Here is a 22,826-nt window from a genome sequence, read left to right on the forward strand (position 1 = left end):
GTCGGAAAGGATCGGGCGGCACTGGCTCCGTCCGACGGCCGGCGTATACCGGAATTGCAGCGTCGCAACGCGCTGCCGCCGCGCCACGGGGCCCCGGCGAACCGTCATGGAGATGTCGTCATGAACGCATCGCTCCGCATGGCCGTGTTGCTGTCGCTCGTCGGACTGTCGGCCTGTGCCGGCATGGAATCCAAGTCCACCTATGTGCCCGAACCGCGCGCGCCGTCGATCAACGACGCCGACGACGAATACGTCGCCTACGTCGAGCGCATCGCGCGTCGCCGCGGACTGGAAGTGGTCTGGGTGAACGTGCCGCACAAGACGGCCGACCAGGTCGCGCAGGCGACTGGCGAACCGAAGTAAACCTGCCCGTCGCCCTCCGGCTTCCGTTCAGGGCGGATCGTCACGAACGGAGGCGGCGGGGCGCGAGCAGCACCAGTACCGCACCGGTGCCGCCCTGCGCCGGCGGCGCGGAGTGGAACGCGAGCACGTCGGCGCGATGCCGCAGCATGCGGTCCACGAGGTTCTTCAGCACGGGCTGGCCGCCGGACGCGATCGACGCGGCGCCGTGCAATCCCTTTCCGTGCACGATCCGCACGCAGCCCACGCCGTGCTGGCGGGCATCGTGCAGGAAGGCGCGCACCAGCTGCTCGGCCTCGCGGGTGTCGGCGCCATGCAGGTCGAGCTCCTCCTGCACCGAGATCTCGCCGCGCTTGAGCTTCTGCAACAGCCGCGGCGACACCTCGTCGCGGCGGTAACTCAGCGCGTCGCCGGCTTCCAGCAGGCTGTCTTCGAGCGCATGACGGAACTGCTCGCGCGCCTGCGCCTCGTCGCGCTCGGCCATGCGTGCGCGCGGGCGCGGCCGGGGCGCGGATGGCGGCGGCGCGGTCTCGCGCATCGGCCGCACCGGACCGATCGCCGAGCGGAACAGCTCGGCGTCGTCTTCGTCATCGTCGCGTCGTTCGGACATGCCACCAGCCTAGCGTTGCGGGCCGATACCGCAAACCGTTGACGCGATGTTGCCGGGACGTGCACGCCGTCGCCGGGCGCGCGGGCAGCTTCGGCTATCATGGCCCTTCACGTGGCGCGGCCCGTCCCGCGCCGGCGTCAGGTTCCGGCAAGCGTTGTCTGCAAGCGAATACACAGAGGGAGTCCATGCGAGTACTGGTGAGCAACGACGACGGCGTCGACGCGCCCGGCATCCGCGTCCTGGCCGAAGGCCTGCGCGCGGCGGGGCACGAGGTCCTGGTGGTGGCGCCCGACCGGGACCGCTCCGGTGCCAGCAACTCGCTCACCCTGGATGCGCCGGTGCGCGTCCAGCAACTCGACGGCTCGACCTGGCGCGTGTTCGGCACGCCGACCGACTGCGTGCACGTGGCCATCACGGGCATGCTCGAGGTCGAACCCGACATCGTGGTCTCCGGCATCAACAACACCGCAAACCTGGGCGACGACGTCATCTATTCAGGCACCGTCGCCGCCGCGATGGAAGGCCGGTTCCTCGGCCTGCCCGCGGTGGCGATGTCTCTGCAGACGGTCGACCACACCGGCAAGCATTACGAAACCGCGGCGCGCGCGGCGGCGGAAATCATCGCCCGCCTACGCGTGGACCCGCTGCCGGCCGACACGATCCTCAACGTGAACGTGCCGGACATCCCGTGGGATGAAGTGCGCGGGTTCGAAGTGACGCGACTGGGCAACCGTCATCGCGCCGAGGCGTGCATCCCGCAGCAGGATCCGCGGGGTCGCCAGTGGTGGTGGATCGGCCCGGCCGGCGCCGAGCAGGACGCCGGCCCCGGCACGGATTTCCATGCCGTGCGCACCGGCCACATCTCGATCACGCCGATCCAGGTCGACCTCACGCGTTACCACGCGCTCGAGCAGGTCGCCAGCTGGGTCGACGGCCTGGCCACCTCGCTCGGCCATCCGGCATCCCGCAAGCCGGAGCGTGCGGCATGACGCTGCGCATGCGCCTGCAGCCGGAGGCGATCGGTTCCGGCATGACCTCGCAGCGCGTGCGCGACCGCCTCGTCGATCGCCTGCGCGGCAACGGCATCCGCGACGAACGCGTGCTCAACGCGATCCGCACCGTGCCGCGCCACCTGTTCGTCGACGAGGCGCTCGCCACGCGCGCCTATGAGGACACCGCGCTGCCGATCGGCCACGGACAGACGATCTCGCAGCCGTGGGTGGTCGCGAAGATGACCGAGGCGCTGCTCGAGTCCGAACCGAAAAAGGTGCTGGAGATCGGCACGGGTTCGGGCTACCAGGCGGCGGTGCTCGCGGCGCTGGGGCTGGAAGTCCACACCGTCGAGCGCATCGGCGAACTGCTGCGCACCGCGCGCAAGCGTTTCCGCCAGCTCGGCATGAACGTGCGCAGCAAGCACGACGACGGCCGCATCGGCTGGCCCGAGAACGGCCCGTTCGACGCCATCATCGTCACCGCTGCCGCGCCGGCCCTTGTCGATGCGCTGACCGGGCAGCTGGCCGCGAACGGCACGCTGATCGCCCCCGTCGGTGGCGCCGGATCCCAATCGCTGCTGAAGCTGTCGAAGGATGCCGACGGCAATGTCACCCAGCAGACGCTCGCACCGGTAGTCTTCGTGCCGCTGCTGTCGGGCATGGTCGACTGACCCACCCGATCCACCGTGCTCCGCACCGGCAGCGCGCTGACCACCGCAGACCGACGACACCACTGAAACACAGGGGCGCCGCTTGAAGATTTTTGGACCGTTGTACGAACGGGCGCTGGTGTGGGCCCGCCATCGCCACGCACCGGCCTACCTGGTCGGGCTGAGTTTCATCGAGGCGATCATCTTCCCGATCATGCCCGAGGTGATGCTGGCGCCGATGTGCGTCGCGCAGCCGCGGCGCGGATTCTGGTTCGCGACGATCAGCCTGGCCGGTTCGATGGTGGGCGCGCTGGTCGGCTACGCACTGGGGCATTACGCCTTCGAGGCGGTCAAGCCGCTGTTCGCCGCGCTGGGCATGCTGGGCGGCATCGAGTCGGGCATCGCCACCGTGCAGGCCAAGATGGCCGAGTCGCCATGGGCGGTGTTCTGGCTGCTCGTGCTGGGCGGCTTCGCGCCGATCCCGATGAAGGTCTTCACATGGGCCTCGGGTATCGTCGGCGTGCCCATGCCGCAGTACGTGCTGAGCATGCTGATCGGGCGCGGCAAGCGCGTCTACCTGATCGCGCTGGTGATCCGCATCGGCGGCGTCCGCGCCGAAGCCGCGCTGCGCAGGTACATCGAGCCGATCGGCTGGATCGCGCTGGCGTTGCTCATCGCGGCGATCTGCTTTCTGGTCTGGAAGACGCAGTTGGGATGAGAGGAAGCATGACCGGAACATCGCGAAACGTTGCCGTCCGATCTCTCGCTGCCGCCTCGCTCGTGGCGTTCGCCGCGCTGCTTGGCGGTTGCTGGACCACGAAGGTCTATCGCGAACCGGGCGCCTCCTCGGAAGCGCCCTCGAAGCCGCGGCCCGGCGTGACCACCACGGTGCGTCGCGGCGACACGCTCTTCTCGATCGCCTCGCGCAACGGCGTGCGCCAGCAGGACCTGGCGGCATGGAACGGGATCGCTGCGCCGTACACCATCTACCCCGGCCAGAAGCTGCGCCTGTATCCGGCGGGGAAGGGCGGCAGCACGGCCGCGACGCGTCCTTCCACCACGACGACCACGACGACCAAGCCCGCTGCAACGACACCAGCCGCGCCCGCGCCCGCGCCGAAGCCCGCCGCGCCGGCCGCAAGCGACATCAGGTGGCGCTGGCCGGCCGACGGTGAACTCATCGGCCGTTACGTCGCGGGCGAGCCGACCAAGCAGGGCGTCGACATCGCGGGCGCCAGCGGTGCGCCCGTGCGCGCGGCGGCGGATGGTGTGGTGGTGTATTCCGGTTCCGGCCTGGTCGGCTACGGCGAATTGATCATCATCAAGCACAACGAGCAGTGGCTCTCCGCGTACGGCCACAACCGCAACCGCCTGGTGAACGAAGGCCAGCTGGTGCGCTCGGGACAACAGATCGCCGAGATGGGCCGCAGCGGCGCGCCGCGCGAGATGCTGCACTTCGAAGTGCGCTACAACGGCAAGCCGGTCGATCCGCTGATCTACCTTCCGAAGCGGTGAACGTCGCGTCCGCGCAATGCGGACGCAGTGGCCGCCATGCGGATTTCGTGCGGCGCCTGTGGCTCTGGGTAATGGCGATGATGCTGGCGATGCTCGCCGGCTGCGCATCGATGGCGACGGTGCGTGACGATGCGCCTACGCTGGACATCGTCACGCTCAACCTCTGGCACGATCGCGAGGACTGGCCGCATCGCGCCGCGATGATCGAAGCCGAACTGCGCCGTCTTTCGCCCGACGCGATCCTGCTGCAGGAAGTGCTGCAGGACGAAACGCTGCCGAACCAGGCGATCGGGCTCGCGCAGCGGCTTGGCTACGACGCCTTCTTCGTCTCGGTCGATCCGGTCGATCGTGCGCGTCGCTACGGCAACGCGATCCTGACGCGCGAGCCCGCCACCTTGCGCGGCTTCCGTCGCCTGCAGCCGGACAACGCCTATCGCATCGCCGGCTGGGTGCGCACGACGGTGCGCGGACACGCGGTGAATCTCTACGTCGTGCACCTGGATTTCGAGGATCGAAGTGGCGCCACGCGCGCGCGACAGGTCGCAGACCTGATGTCCTTCGTCGATGCCACGCGCGGCGATGAGGCGGTGGTCATCGGCGGCGACTTCAACGTCACGGCGGATGCCGCGGAGCTGGCGCCGCTGCGCGCACGTTTCGTCGATGCGTACGCGCTCCCGCATGCAGGCGTAACGGTCGACGAGCTCGCGCATGCGACGCTCAATCCACGGTTCAATCCGCCGGCGCGCATCGATCGCGTGTACGCGGAACAAGGCAGCTTCGGGATGCCGGAGGCGCGGCGCATCCTCGACACGCCCGACGCGGAGGGTCGCTGGGCGTCGGATCATTACGGCGTGTGGGTGCGGCTGCCGTTCGCGCCGCACGAAGACGGGCGTTAGCCGGGAAGGACGAACGCCACGACGACGCGGCGGCCTTCACCGGCCAGCACGTTGAACGTGCGCGCGGCGGCGGCGTTGGTCATCGTCTCCATGCCGACGCCGCGGCGCAGGCATTGGGCGAGTACGGCGGCCGGCGGGAACACCTGCGTGGCGCCGCTGCCGAGGAGGATCACTTCCGGCTCCAGCGCCAGGACGGCGTCGAGGTCCTGCGGCGCCATCGCCTTCACATCACGAACGGGCCAGCCCTCGACCAGGCGGTCGGGCGAGAGCACGAAACTGGCCGTCAGGCGGCGTTCGTTCACCCGCACGGACTCGCCATCGGCGGCGCGCAGGAGGAACTCGTGGTCCGGGTGTTCGAGATTGAGCTGCATGAGGACGAAGTGGGGGCGGGGAAGCGGGACGAAACCCTGTCTTCGCGCCGGTCCGCGCGGACGTCAGGCGCGCGGCAGGACGATCTGGCGGCGGTCCTTGCTCGGGCGGTACAGCACCGCCGTGTGGCCGATGCGCTGGACCAGCGCGGCGCCGGTTCGCTGCGCGATCTCGTCGATCATCGCGTCGCGGGCGTCGCGGTCTTCCGCGCCGACCTTCACCTTGATCAGCTCGTGGTGCTCCAGGGCGAGGTCGATCTCGGCCACCAGCGAGTCGGTGATGCCCTTGCCGCCGACCTGCAGCATCGCCTTGAGATCGTGGGCCTGGCCGCGCAGGAAGCGGGTCTGGGCGGCGGTCAGGACGGTCTGCATCGGGAGTCGGAAAACCTCTGGGGGGCGCGCAGGGTATCATGACCGCCCCCACGCTCACCCCGACGCCGCGCCGATGGCGAGCCGCAGCAAGTCCAGCCAGCGCTGGCTGAAAGAACACTTTTCCGACCCCTTCGTGAAGAAGGCCAAGGCCGAAGGCCTGCGCTCGCGCGCGGCCTACAAGCTGGAGGAACTGGTCGAACGCGACCGGCTGCTCAAGCCCGGCATGGTGGTGGTCGACCTGGGCGCCGCCCCCGGCGGCTGGTCCCAGTGGGTGCGGCAGGAGCTCGACCGCCTCGATGCGGCCCGCCCGGGCCGCGTGATCGCCCTGGACATCCTCGAGATGCCGTCGCTGGCGGGCGTCGAATTCCTTCATGGCGATTTCAGGGAGGATGCGGTCCTATCCCAGCTGGTGGGCGCCCTGAACGGTCAGCCGGTGGACCTTGTCCTGTCCGACATGGCCCCCAATAAGAGTGGCGTGGACGCGGTCGACATGCCCCGGGCGATGTATCTGTCGGAGCTGGCGATGGACTTCGCCGACCGGCACCTGCGCACCGGGGGCAACTTCCTGATCAAGTTGTTCCAGGGGGTCGGCTTCGACGAGTACGTGAAGGAGCTGCGCCGGCGCTACGACCGGGTCGTGATCCGCAAGCCGGAGGCCTCGCGCAAGCGGTCCCCGGAGGTCTACGCGCTGGCACAGGGCAAGCGCGCGGTAATGAAGTAAGGTTTGATCGAGCTGCACGGCGCATGGGCGCCGCCCCCGCTGCAACGCGCCGCAGGCGCCAGGTAGGAACTGAATGAACGATTTGGCCAAGAATCTGCTGCTCTGGGTGATCGTCGCCGTCGTGTTGATGGTGGTCTTCCAGGCATTCGGGCCGCGTGGCGCTGCCGGGAGCCAGGAGCTGGCGTACGACCAGTTCGTCCATCAGGTCCAGCAGGACAAGGTGAAGGAAGTGAAGATCGCCGACGACGGCGCCACCATCACCGGTGTGCGCAGCGACGGCTCGAAGTTCACGACCTACAAGCCCAAGGACGACAAGGACCTGATCAACGACCTGATCAACCACCGCGTCGCCATCGACCAGCAGCCGCCGCAAAGCGGCCCGTCGATCCTCTACATCATCATCAACGTGCTCCCCTGGCTGCTGTTCATCGGCATCTGGGTGTATTTCATGCGCCAGATGCAGCAGGGCGGAAGCAAGGGCGCGATGAGCTTCGGCCGTTCGCGCGCCAAGCTGCAGGGCGAGGACCAGGTCAAGGTCACGCTGGCCGACGTCGCCGGCTGCGACGAGGCGAAGGAAGAAGTCGGCGAACTCGTCGAATTCCTGCGCGATCCCTCCAAGTTCCAGAAGCTGGGCGGCAAGATCCCGCGCGGCGTGCTGATGGTCGGCCCGCCGGGCACCGGCAAGACGCTGCTGGCGCGCGCGATCGCCGGCGAGGCGAAGGTGCCGTTCTTCAGCATCTCCGGTTCGGACTTCGTCGAGATGTTCGTGGGCGTCGGCGCGAGCCGCGTGCGCGACATGTTCGACCAGGCCAAGAAGCACGCGCCCTGCATCATCTTCATCGACGAGATCGACGCGGTCGGCCGCCATCGCGGCGCGGGCCTGGGCGGTGGTCACGACGAGCGCGAGCAGACGCTCAACCAGCTGCTGGTCGAGATGGACGGCTTCGAGGGCGGCGAAGGCGTGATCGTCATCGCCGCGACCAACCGTCCGGACGTGCTCGACCCGGCGCTGCTGCGTCCGGGCCGTTTCGACCGCCAGGTCGTGGTCGGCCTGCCGGACGTGAAGGGCCGCGAGCAGATCCTGCGCGTGCACATGCGCAAGCTGCCGCTGCACGACGACGTCGATCCGATGACGATCGCGCGCGGCACGCCGGGCTTCTCCGGCGCGGACCTGGCGAACCTGTGCAACGAGGCGGCGCTGTTCGCCGCGCGCGAGAACGCCAAGGACGTGCGCATGGAGCACTTCGACCGTGCGCGCGACAAGATCCTGATGGGCGCCGAGCGTCGTTCGATGGCGATGAGCGAGGACGAGAAGCGCAACACCGCCTATCACGAGGCGGGTCACGCGATCGTCGGCCGCATCGTTCCGGAGCACGATCCGGTCTACAAGGTCACGATCATTCCGCGCGGCCGCGCGCTGGGCGTGACGATGTACCTGCCGGAGGGCGACAAGTATTCGCTCAACCGCGTCGCCATCGAATCGCAGCTGTGCTCGCTGTATGGCGGCCGCGTCGCCGAGGAACTGATCTTCGGCGCCGACAAGGTCACCACCGGCGCGTCCAACGACATCGAGCGCGCCACCAAGATGGCCCGCAACATGGTCACCAAGTGGGGCCTGTCGGAACTGGGCCCGATCACCTTCGGCGAGGAAGAGGACGAGGTGTTCCTCGGCCGTTCGGTGACGCAGCACAAGAACGTGTCGAACGAGACCGCGCGCAAGATCGACGAGGTCGTGCGCGATATCCTCGACAAGGCGTACGGCCGCACCACGCAGATCCTCAAGGACAACCTCGACAAGCTACACGTGATGGCCGATGCGCTGCTGCAGTACGAGACCATCGACGCGCACCAGATCGACGACATCATGGCCGGCCGCAAGCCGGGCCCGCCGGCGGACTGGTCGAAGTCCGGCAAGACGCCGAAGGATGACGGCGAGCGTCCCGGCACGATCGGCGGTCCTGCGGCGCAGACCTGATCGATCGCGTTACCTGAGCTGCATCGAAGAGCCGGCCTGGTGCCGGCTCTTTGCTTTTGGCGGCGCGGATGTCGACGCCGGCCTTCCCGTCATCCCGGCACGCACCGAAGCCGTAAGATCGCGCTTTCCCTCGCGATCACGGCCGCCATGTTCGACATCACGCCCATCCTCGACTGCAACGGCCGTCCGCTCGCGCTCGATCGCCCGCGCGTGATGGGCATCGTCAACGTCACGCCGGATTCGTTTTCCGACGGTGGCGCGCACGACACGCTCGATGCCGCCGTGGCGCACGGGCTGGCGCTGGCGGAGGAGGGCGCCGACGTGCTCGACATCGGCGGCGAATCCACGCGGCCCGGCGCGGCCGACGTGTCGGTCGAGGAAGAACTGCGCCGCACGATTCCCGTGATCGAACGCCTCGCGCGCGAGACCTCGCTGCCGATCAGCATCGACACCTCCAAGCCCGAGGTCATGCGCGCGGCCGTGCAGGCCGGCGCGGGCATGATCAACGATGTCTACGCGCTGCGTCGCGAAGGTGCGCTCGGTACTGCCGCCGAACTCGGCGTGCCCGTGGTGCTGATGCACATGCAGGGCGAACCGCGTTCGATGCAGGACGCGCCGCATTACGACGATGTGGTCGCCGATGTTCACCGCTTCCTCGCCGAACGGATCTTCGCCGCGGAGATGGCCGGCATCGCGAAGAAGAAGATCGTGGTCGATCCGGGTTTCGGTTTCGGCAAGAACACGCAGCACAACCTCGCCTTGCTCGCGCAACTCGAACGCCTTGCCGAACTGGGTGTTCCGCTGCTCGCCGGACTGTCGCGCAAGCGCACGATCGGAGAGATTACCGGCCGCGATGCACCGCGCGAACGCGCGTCGGGCTCCGTGGCCGCGCACCTCATCGCCGCGCAGCGTGGCGCGAAGCTGTTGCGCGTGCACGATGTCGCCGCCACCGTGGATGCACTGAAGGTGTGGAACGCCGTCGCCTCGCAGGCGATGCCGCGCGCGAAAAGCGCGCCGTCGATGCCGAAGTGGCCCGACGAGGAATGACGCATCGCCTGGCGATATTTTGACCAATCCCTGCGAGGCCTTGCTGCACAAGGCTTGCAGCGCGATGCGCACAACGTTGTCCGCGTGCTTGTCCACAGGCCGTGTGGATAGCGCACGTGTACACGCCGAAATCGGCGCGTACGTCAGTGATTTAGGTGGTCAGCTTCTGACCAAACTTGCTGCGAAGCTTGTGTGGCAAGGCGCTCGGCACGATTCCCACATCGCTGTCCGCAGGCTTGTCCACAAGCTGTGTGGATAGCCGCGCTGATCACGGCCAGAAACGCACGCACGCAATGCGTAATCGGCGCCGCAAGTCAAACGTTTTCTGTGGCCAGTTTCTGTCCAAACTCCTTGCGACGCTTGCAGCGCAAGGCGTGCAGCATGGAATCCACATCGCTGTCCGCAGGCTTGTCCACAGGCAGTGTGGATAGCCGCGTTCGTCGCGTCGCAGCGCGTCGTCGTCATGGATGTCGGCGATGCCGAAACCGTCGCATCCGTCAAGCAGAATGTGTGGTGATTTTTTAGCCAGACTTGCGGGGAGGCCCGTGGTTGCGACGTATGCGGCCACTGCCCACATCGCTGTCCGCAGGCTTGTCCACAGGCGATGTGGATAGCGCACGCGCGCTGGCCAAAATTTCGCCAATCACCCGGAAGGCCTTGCGGCGCCTGGGCTGCGATGTCTTATCAACAGCCTTGCCCCAGTGGTTCTCCACACGTTGTGTGGAAAGCCGGGGCGGCCGACGTTCTCCCTGCGACCCGGCTGTGCGAGGCTACGCCCCCGACCCGCCGCCTTCGACATGCCCGCCGATCCGCGCCCGCTCGCGATTGCCCTCATGGGCCCGACCGCTTCGGGCAAGACCGCGCTCGCGCTGGACTGGGCCGAACGCTTCGGCGGCGAGATCGTCAGCGTCGATTCGGCGCTGGTGTACCGGCGGCTTGATATTGGATCGGCCAAGCCGACGCCGGACGAACTGGCGCGCGTGCCGCATCACCTGATCGATCTGCGCGAGCCGTGGCAGCCGTACTCGGCGGCGGAGTTCGCCGTCGATGCGCGGCGCGCGGTCGAGGACATCGTGGCCCGTGGGCGGTTGCCCATCCTCGCCGGCGGCACCGGCCTGTACTTCCACGCACTGCTGCATGGGCTTTCGCCGATGCCGGAAGCCGACGCCGACATGCGCGCGCAACTGGAAGCCGAAGCGCAGCGGCGCGGCTGGGCCGCGATGCATGCCGATCTGGCGGTGATCGACCCGGAAGCCGCCGCCCGCATCCACGCCACCGACGCCCAGCGTATCCAGCGGGCACTGGAAGTCTTCCGCCTCTCCGGCCGGACGATCAGCGACTGGCGTCGCGAGCACCGGCCACCGCGGTTGCCGGTGCGCGTGCTCAAGCTGGTGCTCGCGCCGGCGGATCGGGCGGTGCTCCATGAGCGCATCGGCCGGCGCTTCGACCTGATGCTCGAAGCCGGCTTTCTCGACGAAGTGCGCACGCTGCGAGCCTTGCCGGAACTGCGCAACCATCCGGCACCGCTCGACCTGCCGGCGTTGCGTGCCGTCGGCTACCGGCAGGCCTGGGAGCACCTCGATGGCGCGACCACGGCATCGGAATTCCGTGATCGCGGCGTGTACGCGACCCGCCAGCTGGCCAAGCGCCAGCTCACCTGGCTCCGCGGCGAATTGGATGCCCTGTGGTTCGATCCGCAGCGCCAGCGCGACCAGCTCGAGGCCGTCCGGGCGGCGTTTCTCGACGGCCTTGGCGGACCGGCCAAGGGTTGAATCGGGTGCGCGTGCACTCGCGCGGGTTTGCGCTACCATCGGGCCGTCGCCGCTCGTGGGGACGGGCCGGCGATCGCGGCTCGTCGGCCGTGCGGCTGCAACACCACTGATAACTAGAACGAGTTGGGGAACAACGCATGTCCAAGGGACAGTCTTTGCAGGATCCTTTCCTGAACGCGCTTCGACGCGAACGCGTGCCGGTTTCGGTCTATCTGGTCAACGGCATCAAGCTGCAGGGCACGATCGAGTCCTTCGACCAGTTCGTCGTGCTGCTGCGCAATACCGTCAGCCAGATGGTCTACAAGCACGCGATTTCCACCGTGGTGCCGGCGCGCAACGTGCGCGTGGGACCGGGCGGCGGTTACGTCCAGTCGTCCGAATCCGGCGGCGAGGAAAGCGAAGAAACCGAATAAGCGCCGCATCGACGGCCTGATGGGCCCGCGCGCCGGCCGGCAACGGTCCGATCGGCGGCGTGATGACCTGCGGCCCTTGTGCGGCCGCGGGTCGGTGCCCATCTTCTCTTCCTGCCCCCGTACAGGTTGAGCCCCGGTTTGTTCGAACGATCCCGCAAAGGCGAGCACGCCCTCCTGATCCAACCCCATGCCGGCGGTCCGCCGGACGAGGGATTGCTGGAGGAATTCGCCGATCTCGCCCGCTCCGCGGGCGCCACGGTCGCCGCGGTGCTCACCGCTCGCATCGACCGTCCCAATGCCGCCATGCTCATCGGCAGCGGCAAGCTCGAAGAAGTGAAGGCCGCCGCGGAAGCCACCGGCGCCGACCTCATCCTCGTCAACCATCCGCTATCGCCCGGGCAGGAGCGCAACCTCGAACGCGCACTGCAGCGCCGCGTGGTCGATCGCACCGGGCTCATCCTCGACATCTTCGCGCAGCGTGCGCACAGCCACGACGGCAAGCTCCAGGTCGAGCTTGCGCAGCTCAAGCACATGGCCACGCGACTCGTGCGCGGCTGGACCCACCTTGAGCGACAGCGCGGCGGTTCCATCGGCCTGCGCGGCCCCGGCGAAACGCAGCTGGAAACCGACCGTCGCCTCCTGCAGAAGCGACTGGAGCAGTTGCAGCGACGCCTGGAGAAGGTCGAAGTCCAGCGCACGCAGATGCGCCGCGCCCGCGTGCGCAGCGAGCTGCCGCGCGTGGCGCTGGTCGGTTACACCAACGCGGGCAAGTCGACGCTGTTCAACGCGATGACCGGCGCCGAGGCGTACGCGGCCGACCAGCTCTTCGCGACGCTGGATCCGACGGTGCGCCGCATCGAACTCTCCGGCGGCGGCGTGGTGCTGGCCGACACGGTCGGCTTCGTCCGCGACCTGCCGCACGAACTGGTCGCCGCGTTCCGTTCGACGCTGTCGGAGGCCCGCGAGGCCGACCTGCTGCTGCACGTGGTCGACGCCGCCGATCCGCTGCGCGACGAGCGCATCGCGCAGGTCGATGAAGTCCTCAAGGACATCGGCGCGGGCGACCTGCCGCAGGTGCTGGTGTTCAACAAGATCGACCGGCTCGGCGCCGACGGCGAGACCGTCGCGCCCCGCATCGACCGTCCGGCGGAAGGGCGCGTGCGCGTCTGGCTGTCCGCGCGAGACGAGCTCGGTCTGGACCTGCTGCGCCAGGCGCTGGCCGAAGCGCTGGAACTGCGCCATGTCGTCGGCGAAGTCCGCCTGCCGCCGCAGGCGGCCAAACTGCGCGCGCGCCTGCACGACCTGGGCGCGGTGCGTGGCGAGGACCACGACGAGCACGGCTGGCGGATCCGCGTGGACCTGCCGCTGGCCGACGCGCAGCGCCTGTTCGCGCAGGCCCATGGCGAGGCGCTGCGCCATCTTTTGCCCGAGCAGGACGACGAGGATGCGGCCTGAGCGCGTTCGCGGCGTGGCCAGGCGCATTGCTTGAGGCACATCGCACCCCCACCTAGAATCGACGCACGTGCGCGCCGCTGAATGCGGGCGGACATCCCCTGATTGGAGCAGGCATGGCCTGGAACACCCCTGGCAGTGACAATTCCGGCGGTCCGAACGGACGAAATCCCCGCCGCCGGCCCGGCGGCCGTGGCCTGGACGCCCTGATCGATCCACTGCGCGGGCTGTTCGGCGGCGGTGCCGGAGGCGGCGGGAGCATCCTGCGCTGGGTCGGCATCGTGTTCGCCCTGTGGCTGGTGTTCAACTGCTTCGTCCTGGTGACCGAGCAGGAACGCGGCGTCGTGCTGCGCTTCGGCCAGTTCGCCCGCGTGCTCGATCCCGGCCCGCACTTCAAGGCGCCGTGGCCGATCGAGCGCGTGACCAAGGTCAATGCCACGCAGAGCAACGCCTACAGCGACACCGTTCCCGTGTTCACGCGCGATGCGAACATGGTGAATGTCGAGATCAACGTGCAATACCGCATCGGTGATCCGCAGATGTACCTGTTCGGTTCGCGCGACGCCGACCGTGTGCTGAAGGAAGCCGCGCAGAGCGCCGTGCGCGAGCAGGTCGGCCGTTCGGACCTGGATACCGTGCTCAACGCGCGCTCCGAACTCACCACGACGGTGCGCCAGCAGCTGCAGGCTTCGCTGCAGACCTATCGCACCGGCCTGTTCGTCACCGAGCTCAACCTGCCCAACGCCCGTCCGCCGGATGAGGTGAAGGACGCGTTCGACGAAGTGCAGCGCGCTGCATCGGACAAGACGACGCAGATCAACCAGGCGCAGGCCTACGCCAAGCAGGTCGTGCCCGAAGCGCGCGGCCAGGCCGCCCAGGTGCGCGCCGCGGCGGAAGGCTACAAGACCGCCTCGATCGCGCGCGCCGAAGGTGACGCGTCGCGCTTCTCGCAGATGGTCGAGGAATACAAGAACGCGCCGGAAGTCACGCGCAAGCGCCTGTGGCTGGACACGGTGCAGGACGTGCTGTCCGACAACCGCACCATCGTCGGTGGCGACGGTCGCAACGTGATCTACGTGCCGATGGGCGAGCGCCGCGCGCCGACGCCCACGCCGAATTCTCCGCTGCTCACGCCGGACCTGCTGGCGCCGCCGACCACCACCGAATCGTCCGATTCGGCCCGCCCGACACGCTCGCCCCGGCCCTCCGGTCGCGAGGAGGTGACGCGATGAAGTTCTCCCTCTGGATCGCCCTGGTCGTCGCGGCGCTGTTCGCGCTGCTCGGTTCGGTGTTCGTGGTCAGCGAAGGCCACAGCGCCATCGTGCTGAACCTCGGCCGCGTGGTGCGCACCGACATCGGCCCCGGCCTGCATTTCAAGTGGCCGCTGGTGGAATCGGCGCGCGTGTTCGACCGCCGACTGCAGGTGCTCGATGCCGAACCCGAGCGCTACCTGACCTTCGACAAGCAGAACGTCAGCGTCGACTTCTTCGCGCTGGGTCGCATCAACGATATGCGCGCGTTCTATCGCGCGACCGGCGGCGATGAAACGACCGCGGTCGCGCGCCTGGCGCCGATCATCCGCGATTCGCTGCGCAACGAGATCAACTCGCGCACGCTGCAGCAGGTGGTGTCGGGCGATCGCACGGCGGTCATCGGCCGCCAGCTGGAGGCGATCAACCAGGGCGCCGAAACGCTGGGCGTGAAGATCGTCGACATCCGCATCAAGCGCATCGACCTGCCGCAGGACAGCAATGTCGTCGGCTCGGTCTACAACCAGATGCGCAGCCAGCGCCTGCAGGTCGCGAGCCAGCTGCGCGCCGAAGGCCTGGAGCAGGCACAGGCGATCCGCGCGAAGGCCGATCGCGACAAGCAGGTGATCGTTGCCGAGGCCGAGCGCGATGCGCAGAAGCTGCGAGGCGAGGGCGATGCCGAAGCTACGCGCCTGTACGCGCAGGCGGCGAACCGCGATCCGGCATTCTTCGCCTTCCAGCGCAGTCTGGATGCGTACCGCAAGTCGTTCGCCAATGGCGACGGCGTGATCGTGCTGAGCAAGGACGACCCGTTCCTGCAGTACCTGCGTTCGGACCGTTGAACGATCGAGCATGGCGCTGGAACTGATTTCGGCCCTGTGCCTGGTCGCGGTGCTGGAGGGACTGTTCCTGTTCGTCGCGCCACGCGGCTGGAAGCGGGCCGCCGAGCAGCTCCACGGCTTGCCGGACCGGCACCTGCGGGTCGTCGGGGCGGTCGTGGTGGGGCTCGGCCTGCTGTCGCTGTGGCTCGTGCGCGCCGCCTGAGGCGGCTCGCGACGACCATCTTCCGGTGGCTGACCTGATCGAATCGGTCGGTTCGCCATGTGAAGGCCGATCGGCGCGCGAATCGGCGACCGATCATCGTGGCGGGGTGGTCCCGCCCACCCAAAACCCGGATAATGCACAAAAGCCGGACGGGGCCCAGCGCCCCGCCGGCTTTCTTGCTGTTTGCGGGGCGCGCACTGCGTGCCCCCAGGCGGCCCGGCCGCGCGGCCATCCAATGCAATGGAGTCAGGAGCTTCGAAATGGGTCAGTCAGTCGTCGTTCTCGGTGCCCAGTGGGGCGATGAAGGCAAGGGCAAGATCGTCGATCTGCTCACGCAGGACATCGGGGCGGTGGTGCGTTTCCAGGGCGGCCACAATGCCGGCCACACGCTGGTCATCGGCGGCAAGAAGACCGTCCTGCACCTGATTCCCTCCGGCATCCTGCGCGAAGGCGCGCTGTGCCTGATCGGCAACGGCGTCGTGCTGTCGCCGGCGGCGCTGAAGAAGGAAATCGCCGAACTGGAAGCCAACGGCGTGGACGTGCGTTCGCGCCTGAAGATCAGCCCGGCGACGCCGCTGATCATGCCGTACCACATCGCGCTGGATCAGGCCCGCGAGAAGGCCGCCGGCGGCAAGGCCATCGGCACCACCGGCCGCGGCATCGGCCCGGCGTACGAGGACAAGGTCGCGCGTCGCGGCATCCGCGTGGCGGACCTGCACTACCCGCAGCAGCTCGCCGAGAAGCTGCGCACCACGATGGACTACCACAACTTCGTGCTCACCAAGTACCTGGGCGTGGAGGCGGTGGACTTCCAGCAGACGCTCGACGAAGCGCTCGCGTTCGGCGAGTACGTCGAGCCGATGAAGTCCGACGTCGCCGGCATCCTCCACGATCTGCGCAAGCAGGGCCGCAAGGTGCTGTTCGAAGGCGCACAGGGTTCGCTGCTCGACATCGACCACGGCACGTATCCGTACGTCACGTCGTCCAACACCACCGTGGGCGGCGCGTATGCCGGTACCGGCGTGGGCGCGGACGCGATCGACTACGTGCTCGGCATCGCCAAGGCCTACGCCACGCGCGTCGGCGGCGGTCCGTTCCCGACCGAACTGGACGACGAAGTGGGCCAGGGCCTGCGCGATCGCGGTGCGGAGTACGGCGCGACCACCGGTCGTCCCCGTCGCTGCGGCTGGATGGACATCGTCGCGCTGCGCCGCGCGGTGGCCGTCAACGGCATCACCGGCCTGTGCATCACCAAGCTCGACGTGCTCGACGGCATGGAGAAGCTGAAGATCTGCATCGCCTACGAATACCGCGGCAAGCGCACCGAGTACGCGCCGCTGGACGCGGCGGGCTGGGAAGAATGCACGCCGGTGTACCTGGAGTTCCCGGGCTGGGAAGAGAACACCCACGGCATCACCGAGTGGGACAAGCTGCCGCCGGCCGCACGTGCCTACCTGCGCGCGCTGGAGGAACTGGCCGGCTGCCCGATCGCCATCGTCAGCACCGGCCCCGACCGCGACGCCACGATGGTGCTGCAGGATCCGTTCGCCTGATCCGCGGTTCCATCGCGTAACGAAAAGGCCCCGCATTGCGGGGCCTTTTTTTACGTCGCCCGAAGGTGCCGAAGCGCTCGCTTCGGCACGTCACGCACTCGCGAATGCTCAGAAGAGCATGTCGATCCAGCCTGCAGCCGCCGTGGCGAGGCTTCCGGACAGCACGCCGAACACCGCGATGGCGATGACGCCCGCAGCCCATGCCACCGCCATCAGCCAGCCATCGCGTTCGAGCAGCGCGAAAGCGAACAGCAGCAGCAACGCGCCGAACAGGTAGTTCGTGAACGGAATCGGCAGCGAGAGCAGCAGCCCGAGCAACACCAGCAGCACGCCGGTGAAGAAGTCGGCGACGCGGTGGTCGAGCAGTACCGGCAGGCGCGGCTTCACGACTTTCTCCAGCCGCGTGAGCCAGGGCGCGAGGAGATCCCGGAAACGCGCCATCGCATGGCGGTGCGGGCCGCGCCGCGCGAGGAACTTCGGCAGCCACGGCTGGCGCAGGCCGATCAGCAGCTGCAGTCCGATCAGGATCACCAGCGGGCCGCTGATCGCGCCGCCGACGCCCGGGATCGGGATGAACGCCGGGATCGTCGAGACGAACAGCAGCATGCCAAAGGACCGGTCGCCCAGGCCGTGCAGCACGTCACCCATGCGCAGCTGTTCGTCAGGATTCCCCGCCGCGAATACGTCCAGCAGTGCGCGCGTGCCGGCTTCGCGGTATTCGTGGCGGTCCTGGTCAGCCGGAGGCGTCATCCGTCACCGGCTCCGGTTCGGGACGCCTGGACAGCAGCAGCTTGTCGATGCGCGGACCGTCCAGGTCCACGACCTCGATGCGCCACTGCGCCCAGTCGAAATATTCGCCCACGTAGGGAATGCGGCCGAAATGCGCGATCACCATGCCGGCAGCGGTATGGAAATCGTGTTCGTCCTCGTCGGGCAGGCGGCCGCTGCCGATGAGCTCGCGCAGGTCTTCGACCGGCAGCGAACCGTCGATCAGGAACGAGCCGTCGGCGCGTTCCACCACCGGCGCGTGACTGTCGTCCTCGTCCTCTCCCATGGCGCCGCCGATCGCGTGCACGCGGCCGACGATGGCGTCCATCAGGTCGGCGACGGTGACCATGCCGGTGACGTCGCCGTATTCGTCGACGACGAGCGCGAGCGACTGCTGCTCCTCGCGGAAGATTTCCAGCAGCTTCATCGCATGCGTGGACTCGGACACGAACAGCGGTTCGCGCAGTTCCTTGAACAGGTCCGGCGCCTTCTCGTCGAGGCGATCGAGCAGCGACTTCACCTCGAGGATGCCGAGCACCTCGCTGTCGTTCTCGCGATACACCGGATAGCGCGAGAACGGCGTCTCGCGCATGGTGGCGAGGTTCTCGGCGAAATCGGCAGCCGCGTCGAGCCAGGTGATGCGCGTGCGCGGCGTCATCAGGCTTTCGGCGGTGCGATCGCCCAGGCCCAGCACGCGGTTCATCATCTTGCGTTCGTCGGCGTCGATCACGCCCTGTTCGTGGCCTTCGGTTACCAGCAGCCGGATTTCCTCTTCGCTGATGGCACTGCGTGCGTCGTCCTTGATGCCGAGCAGGCGCAGTACCAAGCGATTGATCGCGCCCAGTCCGGCGACGATCGGACGAGCGGCGCGCGAGAGCCAGTACAGCGGAATCGCCACCGCGCACGCGATGCGCTCCGAATTGGTGAGCGCCAGTCGTTTGGGAATCAGCTCGCCAAAGATGACGGACGCGGCAGTGATCAGCGTGACCGCCGTGCCGATGCCGATGGCACGCGCGTACTGGGCCGCATCGGGCCACATGCCCTGCAGCCAGCCCGCGATGGCCAGGCCTATCGATTCGCCGCCGAAGGTACCGGTTAGGACGCCGATGCCGGTGATGCCGACCTGCACGGTGGAGAGCAGGTTGTCGGGATGCTCGGCCAGCTCGTACGCGACCTGCGCGCCGCGGCTGGTTTCGGCCATCTGCTTGAGTTTGATCTTGCGCGAGGTCATCAGCGCCATCTCCGACATCGCGAAGAAGGCGTTGAGGACGATCAGGGCAATGACGATCAGCAGTTCCAGCATGCGGTCCGTCCGTCAGGATGTTGGCAGGCTGGGGTGCAGGCGCCGTGAGGGTGGCGCAGGCGCGCGCAGGCGGGGGCGGGCGGCCGTTCTGGGTCGTCGTCCATTGCGTAATGGCAGGGTGAAAAGGGGGATGAGCGTTCTGGATGGTAGCAGGACGGCCGAAATCAACCCGTATGGGTGGCACCCAGGCGCGCGCCGGTGTCCCCAAACCGTCATAATTCGCCCCGCAGACCCACCGCGCCGGCCATTCCGGCACCACGAGGCCCCCTCCGCATGTTCTCCCTGCAAACGATCTTCGGCCAAGGCAACCAGTTCTACACGCTGCTGGAAGAGGCCGCCGTCGCCGCCCACGACAGCACCAAGGCGCTCCACGCGATGCTCAAGGCCGCCGATCGCCAGCCGGCGCTGGACGCCTTCAAGCTGGCCCGCCAGCGCGAACGCGAAGCGTCCGACAAGATCAGCTTCGAACTGGTCAACAGCTTCATCACGCCGATCGAGCGCGAGGACATCGAAGCCCTGGCCTCGGCGCTGTACAAGATCCCGAAGCAGGTCGAGAAGTTCGCCGACCGCTACTCGCTGGCCACCCGCCACCTGGAGCACATCGACTTCGCCCCGCGCGCGGCGATGCTCGAGCAGGCGTCGGCCGTGGTGGTGAAGATGGTGCACGAGCTGCGCAACCTGAAGCTCGAGCCGATGAAGGCGCTCAACGACCAGCTGCGCTCCATCGAGAACGAAGCCGACCGCCTGATGCTGGAGCTCTACCGCGACATCTACTCCGGCCGCCTGGACAACCTGCAGATGTTCCTGCTCAAGGAGTTCTTCGAGATCCTGGAGAAGGCCATCGACCGTTGCCGCGAGGCCGGCGTGGTCGCCTACGAAATCGTGTTGAAGAATTCCTAAGGGGTCGGTCCGATGCTGACCCTGGTCCTGGTCGTGGTATTCGCGGCGCTCGCCTTCGAATACATCAACGGCTTCCATGACACCGCCAACTCCATCGCCACCGTCGTGGCGACCAAGGTGCTGTCGCCGATACAGGCCGTGATGCTGGCCGCGAGCACCAACCTGCTGGGCGCGCTGTGGGGCACGGCGGTGGCCAAGACCATCGCGTCGGGGCTGCTGGACACCGGCGTGGTGGAAGTCACCTCGCAGCTGATCCTGTGCGCGCTGCTGGGCGCGATCGTGTGGAACCTGATCACGTGGTGGAAGGGTCTGCCGTCCTCGTCCTCGCACGCGCTCATCGGCGGCCTGTGTGGCGCGGCGGTCGCCGCGGCCAGCAACAACTTCCATTCGGTGATCTGGTCGCATCCCGCCGACCCCTGGTACAAGAGCGCCGGCGTGCTGTGGAAGGTGGTCGTGCCGATGTTCTCGTCGCCGCTGCTGGGCTTCGCTGCCGGCTTCGTGGTGATGGGCGTGCTGTTCGCGATCATCTCCTTCATGGCCAGCAGCGGTGGCGTGCTGGCGCGCATGGCGCGCCCGCGCTGGGTGAACGCGTTCTTCGGCAAGGCGCAGCTGGTGTCGGCGGCCGGCATGGGCTTCGCGCACGGCATGAACGATGCGCAGAAGACGATGGGCATCATTGCGCTGGCGCTGGTCGGCGCGCAGGCGGCGGGCACGCTGGACAACCTGCCGTCGTGGCTGGCGTTCCTGCACCCGTCGCAGGCGGCGCTCGAAAACAACGACATCGACCTGTGGATCAAGCTCACCTGCGCCGTGGTGATGGCCGCCGGTACTGCCGCTGGCGGCTGGCGCATCATCAAGACGCTCGGCCACAAGCTCGTGAAGCTGCATCCGATCAACGGCTTCGCAGCCGAAACCAGCGCGGCGGCGGTAATCATGGCGGCGTCCTCGCTCGGTATTCCGGTCTCGACCACGCACAACATCTCCTCGGCGATCATGGGCGTGGGCACGGCCAAGCGCTTCAACGCGATCAAGTGGACGGTCGTGGAGAAGATGATCTGGGCGTGGATCCTCACGATCCCGGCGGCCGGCGGCATCGCCTACGCGTTCTTCGAGCTGTTCCGGTTCTTTGGCTGGGCTTGAGGCCTTGCCACGAACATGAAAAAGGCCCGCGATGCGGGCCTTTTCTTCAGGTGCTTGCGGCCGACCTCAGAACAGGTCGCCGCCTGCCGACAGCATGCGTTCCATGCGATCGCCCAGGCCACCGATCTCGAGCACGAGGCGGTCGATTTCCGCCGGGTCCAGGCCGTCATAGGGGCGGTTCTCGCACAGTTGCAGGTGCGGGACGCCGTCGAGGTCGCCGATGGCGAGGTAACCCACGCGGCTTTCCCAGTTGAAGATGAGCGCGCGCTTGGCGTCCAGGCCGGTGATCGGCGCGACGGCCGTGCTCACGCGCAGGTACGGACGGCCGTCGTCGTCGTCCAGCTCGGACAGGAAGATCGCCTGGTGGCGGGTGCCGTGTTCGAGCGACAGTTCGATGCACAGCACGTCGACGTCGTGGTCGGTCAGGCGGAATTTCGCGGCCTGGAGGTGGCTGCGGATCGAATCGAAGTTGCGCACGGAGAGCGGCTCCTGCCGGGGGAGACCGGTATGCTACCGCGATGGGCAAGCCCGCTGCCGACGACGTACATGGACGGATTCTTGCCGCGATCCGCGCGATCCCGGCGGGCGAGGTCGCTGGCTACGGCGAGGTGGCCCGCCGCGCGGGCCTGCCCGGTCGCGCACGGCTCGTGGCGCGCCTGCTCGGCCAGAACGAGGATCCGGCGCTGCCGTGGCATCGCGTCCTGCGTTCGGACGGACGCATCGCGTTCCCGGACGGTTCGAAGGGATTCCGCGAACAGAGCCAGCGCCTGCGCGCCGAAGGCGTGCGCGTGGAATCGGGCAAGGTGAAGGGCCAGCGCGCCGCGGCGACGCTGGACGAGCAGATGTGGGGCATGCCCATGTCTCCGTCCGCCGCGCGCAAACGCAGCAGCACCACGACGAAGCCCGCCCGGGCCGCTCGGAAGGCGTCCACCCCGGCCACGACCCGACGCGCCACGCGCGGCTGACGGCCGCCTCGCCCGACCGTGTATCGCGCGCGAACGCAACCGGCCTTCGCGACGGCTACCATGTAGCGCACTCGAAGGAGCCGCGATGTTTTCCAACCTTCCCCCCGTCACCAAGGCCCTGCTGATCGCGAACGGACTGGTGTTCGTGCTGCAGCTGATCATCGGCGACGTCGCACTGGCGCAGTTCATGCTCTGGCCGCCGCACAGCGATGCCGACCTGTACGGCGTCGGTTTCATGCCGTGGCAGGTCGTCACCTACGGTTTCATGCACGGCGGTTTCGCCCACCTGTTGTTCAACATGCTCGCGCTGGCGATGTTCGGTGCGCCGCTGGAACACGTGTGGGGCGATCGTCGCTATCTCACGTACTACATGGTCTGCATCGTTGGCGCGGCGCTGTGCCAGCTGGCGGTGGGCATGTGGACGGTATCGCAGGGCGAACCGGCGTATCCGACGGTGGGCGCCTCCGGCGGCATCTTCGGCCTGCTGCTCGCGTACGGCATGCTGTTCCCGAACCAGCGGGTGATGCTGCTGATTCCGCCGATCCCGATGAAGGCACGCACGCTGGTGATCGTCTACGGCGCGATCGAGCTGCTGCTTGGGATCACCAACACGATGCCGGGCGTGGCGCATTTCGCGCACCTGGGCGGCATGCTGTTCGGCTGGCTGCTGATCCGTTACTGGCGCGGGCAGCCACCGTTCGGCCGCAAGGGGCCACCGAAGATGCGGGTGGTGAGATAGCGCTTCTCCGTCATCCCGGCG

25 protein-coding genes and 1 pseudogene are annotated in these 22,826 nt (G+C 67.9%); 20 read left to right on the forward strand and 6 right to left on the reverse strand.

What is annotated here, in order from left to right; all coding sequences use genetic code 11:
- Nucleotides 1-120: 120 nt before the first annotated feature.
- Nucleotides 121-363, forward strand: coding sequence for a hypothetical protein (locus tag ABIE51_RS06475; RefSeq protein WP_192630112.1), 243 nt, complete (start codon nucleotides 121-123; stop codon nucleotides 361-363).
- Between the two features lie 40 nt (nucleotides 364-403).
- On the opposite strand, the gene ABIE51_RS06480 is transcribed toward ABIE51_RS06475, so the two are convergent.
- Complete coding sequence (locus tag ABIE51_RS06480; RefSeq protein WP_157029636.1) at nucleotides 404-970, reverse strand: Smr/MutS family protein; 567 nt, start codon at nucleotides 968-970, stop codon at nucleotides 404-406.
- Between the two features lie 185 nt (nucleotides 971-1,155).
- Between ABIE51_RS06480 and surE the strand changes: the two genes are divergently transcribed.
- From surE to ABIE51_RS06505, 5 genes are all read left to right on the forward strand, one after another.
- Complete coding sequence (gene surE / locus ABIE51_RS06485; RefSeq protein WP_115840911.1) at nucleotides 1,156-1,959, forward strand: 5'/3'-nucleotidase SurE; 804 nt, start codon at nucleotides 1,156-1,158, stop codon at nucleotides 1,957-1,959.
- Nucleotides 1,956-2,633 (forward strand): protein-L-isoaspartate(D-aspartate) O-methyltransferase, encoded by a 678-nt coding sequence (locus tag ABIE51_RS06490; RefSeq protein WP_192630113.1) that lies wholly within the window; start codon nucleotides 1,956-1,958, stop codon nucleotides 2,631-2,633. The genes surE and ABIE51_RS06490 overlap by 4 nt, the downstream gene beginning before the upstream one ends.
- An 82-nt stretch (nucleotides 2,634-2,715) precedes the next feature.
- Nucleotides 2,716-3,330, forward strand: a complete 615-nt coding sequence (locus ABIE51_RS06495) for a YqaA family protein (RefSeq protein ID WP_192630114.1) — start codon at nucleotides 2,716-2,718, stop codon at nucleotides 3,328-3,330.
- An 8-nt stretch (nucleotides 3,331-3,338) separates the two neighbouring features.
- On the forward strand, nucleotides 3,339-4,127 hold the full coding sequence (locus ABIE51_RS06500) for a peptidoglycan DD-metalloendopeptidase family protein (protein ID WP_192630115.1): 789 nt from the start codon (nucleotides 3,339-3,341) through the stop codon (nucleotides 4,125-4,127).
- Entirely contained in the window at nucleotides 4,124-5,023 is a 900-nt protein-coding gene (locus ABIE51_RS06505; RefSeq protein ID WP_354503683.1) for an endonuclease/exonuclease/phosphatase family protein, read from the forward strand. Before ABIE51_RS06500 ends, ABIE51_RS06505 begins: the two co-directional genes overlap by 4 nt.
- Here the strand turns inward: ABIE51_RS06505 and ABIE51_RS06510 are convergent.
- Nucleotides 5,020-5,394: an Mth938-like domain-containing protein gene (locus ABIE51_RS06510; RefSeq protein ID WP_192630116.1), complete on the reverse strand. Its 375-nt coding sequence runs from the start codon at nucleotides 5,392-5,394 to the stop codon at nucleotides 5,020-5,022. The two genes, ABIE51_RS06505 and ABIE51_RS06510, sit on opposite strands and share 4 nt — an antisense overlap.
- Nucleotides 5,395-5,457: 63 nt before the next feature.
- Nucleotides 5,458-5,763, reverse strand: a complete 306-nt coding sequence (yhbY, locus tag ABIE51_RS06515; RefSeq protein ID WP_192630117.1) for a ribosome assembly RNA-binding protein YhbY — start codon at nucleotides 5,761-5,763, stop codon at nucleotides 5,458-5,460.
- Nucleotides 5,764-5,836: 73 nt separating this feature from the next.
- Between yhbY and rlmE the strand changes: the two genes are divergently transcribed.
- From rlmE to ABIE51_RS06565, 10 genes are all read left to right on the forward strand, one after another.
- Nucleotides 5,837-6,484, forward strand: coding sequence for a 23S rRNA (uridine(2552)-2'-O)-methyltransferase RlmE (gene rlmE, locus ABIE51_RS06520; RefSeq protein WP_115840904.1), 648 nt, complete (start codon nucleotides 5,837-5,839; stop codon nucleotides 6,482-6,484).
- A gap of 73 nt (nucleotides 6,485-6,557) precedes the next feature.
- Entirely contained in the window at nucleotides 6,558-8,459 is a 1,902-nt protein-coding gene (gene ftsH, locus ABIE51_RS06525) for an ATP-dependent zinc metalloprotease FtsH (RefSeq protein WP_115840903.1), read from the forward strand.
- 147 nt (nucleotides 8,460-8,606) lie between these two features.
- Nucleotides 8,607-9,506: a dihydropteroate synthase gene (gene folP / locus ABIE51_RS06530; protein ID WP_192630118.1), complete on the forward strand. Its 900-nt coding sequence runs from the start codon at nucleotides 8,607-8,609 to the stop codon at nucleotides 9,504-9,506.
- Between the two features lie 797 nt (nucleotides 9,507-10,303).
- Nucleotides 10,304-11,278: a tRNA (adenosine(37)-N6)-dimethylallyltransferase MiaA gene (gene miaA / locus ABIE51_RS06535; RefSeq protein WP_192630119.1), complete on the forward strand. Its 975-nt coding sequence runs from the start codon at nucleotides 10,304-10,306 to the stop codon at nucleotides 11,276-11,278.
- Nucleotides 11,279-11,415: 137 nt separating this feature from the next.
- On the forward strand, nucleotides 11,416-11,691 hold the full coding sequence (gene hfq / locus ABIE51_RS06540) for an RNA chaperone Hfq (protein WP_115840901.1): 276 nt from the start codon (nucleotides 11,416-11,418) through the stop codon (nucleotides 11,689-11,691).
- Between the two features lie 138 nt (nucleotides 11,692-11,829).
- On the forward strand, nucleotides 11,830-13,146 hold the full coding sequence (gene hflX, locus ABIE51_RS06545; RefSeq protein WP_192630120.1) for a ribosome rescue GTPase HflX: 1,317 nt from the start codon (nucleotides 11,830-11,832) through the stop codon (nucleotides 13,144-13,146).
- A 113-nt stretch (nucleotides 13,147-13,259) separates the two neighbouring features.
- Entirely contained in the window at nucleotides 13,260-14,375 is a 1,116-nt protein-coding gene (gene hflK / locus ABIE51_RS06550) for an FtsH protease activity modulator HflK (protein WP_115840899.1), read from the forward strand.
- Nucleotides 14,372-15,235: a protease modulator HflC gene (gene hflC / locus ABIE51_RS06555; protein ID WP_115840898.1), complete on the forward strand. Its 864-nt coding sequence runs from the start codon at nucleotides 14,372-14,374 to the stop codon at nucleotides 15,233-15,235. The genes hflK and hflC overlap by 4 nt, the downstream gene beginning before the upstream one ends.
- Before the next feature lie 10 nt (nucleotides 15,236-15,245).
- Nucleotides 15,246-15,437 carry a DUF2065 domain-containing protein gene (locus tag ABIE51_RS06560; protein ID WP_192630121.1) on the forward strand — a complete coding sequence of 64 codons (192 nt, stop codon included), beginning with the start codon at nucleotides 15,246-15,248 and terminating at the stop codon, nucleotides 15,435-15,437.
- A 260-nt stretch (nucleotides 15,438-15,697) separates the two neighbouring features.
- Entirely contained in the window at nucleotides 15,698-16,990 is a 1,293-nt protein-coding gene (locus ABIE51_RS06565; protein WP_157029648.1) for an adenylosuccinate synthase, read from the forward strand.
- 108 nt (nucleotides 16,991-17,098) lie between these two features.
- On the opposite strand, the gene ABIE51_RS06570 is transcribed toward ABIE51_RS06565, so the two are convergent.
- Nucleotides 17,099-17,740 carry an exopolysaccharide biosynthesis protein gene (locus ABIE51_RS06570; protein WP_157029651.1) on the reverse strand — a complete coding sequence of 214 codons (642 nt, stop codon included), beginning with the start codon at nucleotides 17,738-17,740 and terminating at the stop codon, nucleotides 17,099-17,101.
- Nucleotides 17,724-19,061, reverse strand: coding sequence for a hemolysin family protein (locus ABIE51_RS06575; protein ID WP_192630122.1), 1,338 nt, complete (start codon nucleotides 19,059-19,061; stop codon nucleotides 17,724-17,726). Before ABIE51_RS06575 ends, ABIE51_RS06570 begins: the two co-directional genes overlap by 17 nt.
- Before the next feature lie 273 nt (nucleotides 19,062-19,334).
- On the opposite strand from ABIE51_RS06575, the gene ABIE51_RS06580 reads away from it, so the two are divergent.
- Together ABIE51_RS06580 and ABIE51_RS06585 are read left to right on the forward strand one after the other, a co-directional pair.
- Entirely contained in the window at nucleotides 19,335-19,961 is a 627-nt protein-coding gene (locus ABIE51_RS06580) for a DUF47 domain-containing protein (protein WP_115840891.1), read from the forward strand.
- A gap of 12 nt (nucleotides 19,962-19,973) precedes the next feature.
- Nucleotides 19,974-21,101, forward strand: a complete 1,128-nt coding sequence (locus ABIE51_RS06585; protein WP_192630123.1) for an inorganic phosphate transporter — start codon at nucleotides 19,974-19,976, stop codon at nucleotides 21,099-21,101.
- 66 nt (nucleotides 21,102-21,167) lie between these two features.
- On the opposite strand, the gene ABIE51_RS06590 is transcribed toward ABIE51_RS06585, so the two are convergent.
- Nucleotides 21,168-21,578, reverse strand: a complete 411-nt coding sequence (locus tag ABIE51_RS06590; RefSeq protein WP_115840889.1) for a hypothetical protein — start codon at nucleotides 21,576-21,578, stop codon at nucleotides 21,168-21,170.
- Between the two features lie 41 nt (nucleotides 21,579-21,619).
- On the opposite strand from ABIE51_RS06590, the pseudogene ABIE51_RS06595 reads away from it, so the two are divergent.
- Both ABIE51_RS06595 and ABIE51_RS06600 read left to right on the forward strand, forming a co-directional pair.
- Nucleotides 21,620-21,952: pseudogene (locus ABIE51_RS06595) on the forward strand (MGMT family protein); the annotation flags it as partial.
- A gap of 199 nt (nucleotides 21,953-22,151) precedes the next feature.
- Entirely contained in the window at nucleotides 22,152-22,805 is a 654-nt protein-coding gene (locus ABIE51_RS06600; protein ID WP_115840887.1) for a rhomboid family intramembrane serine protease, read from the forward strand.
- Nucleotides 22,806-22,826 lie beyond the last annotated feature (21 nt).

The sequence above is a fragment of the Lysobacter sp. OAE881 genome (assembly GCF_040546665.1).
GTDB classification, from domain to species: Bacteria; Pseudomonadota; Gammaproteobacteria; order Xanthomonadales; family Xanthomonadaceae; genus Lysobacter_J; species Lysobacter_J soli.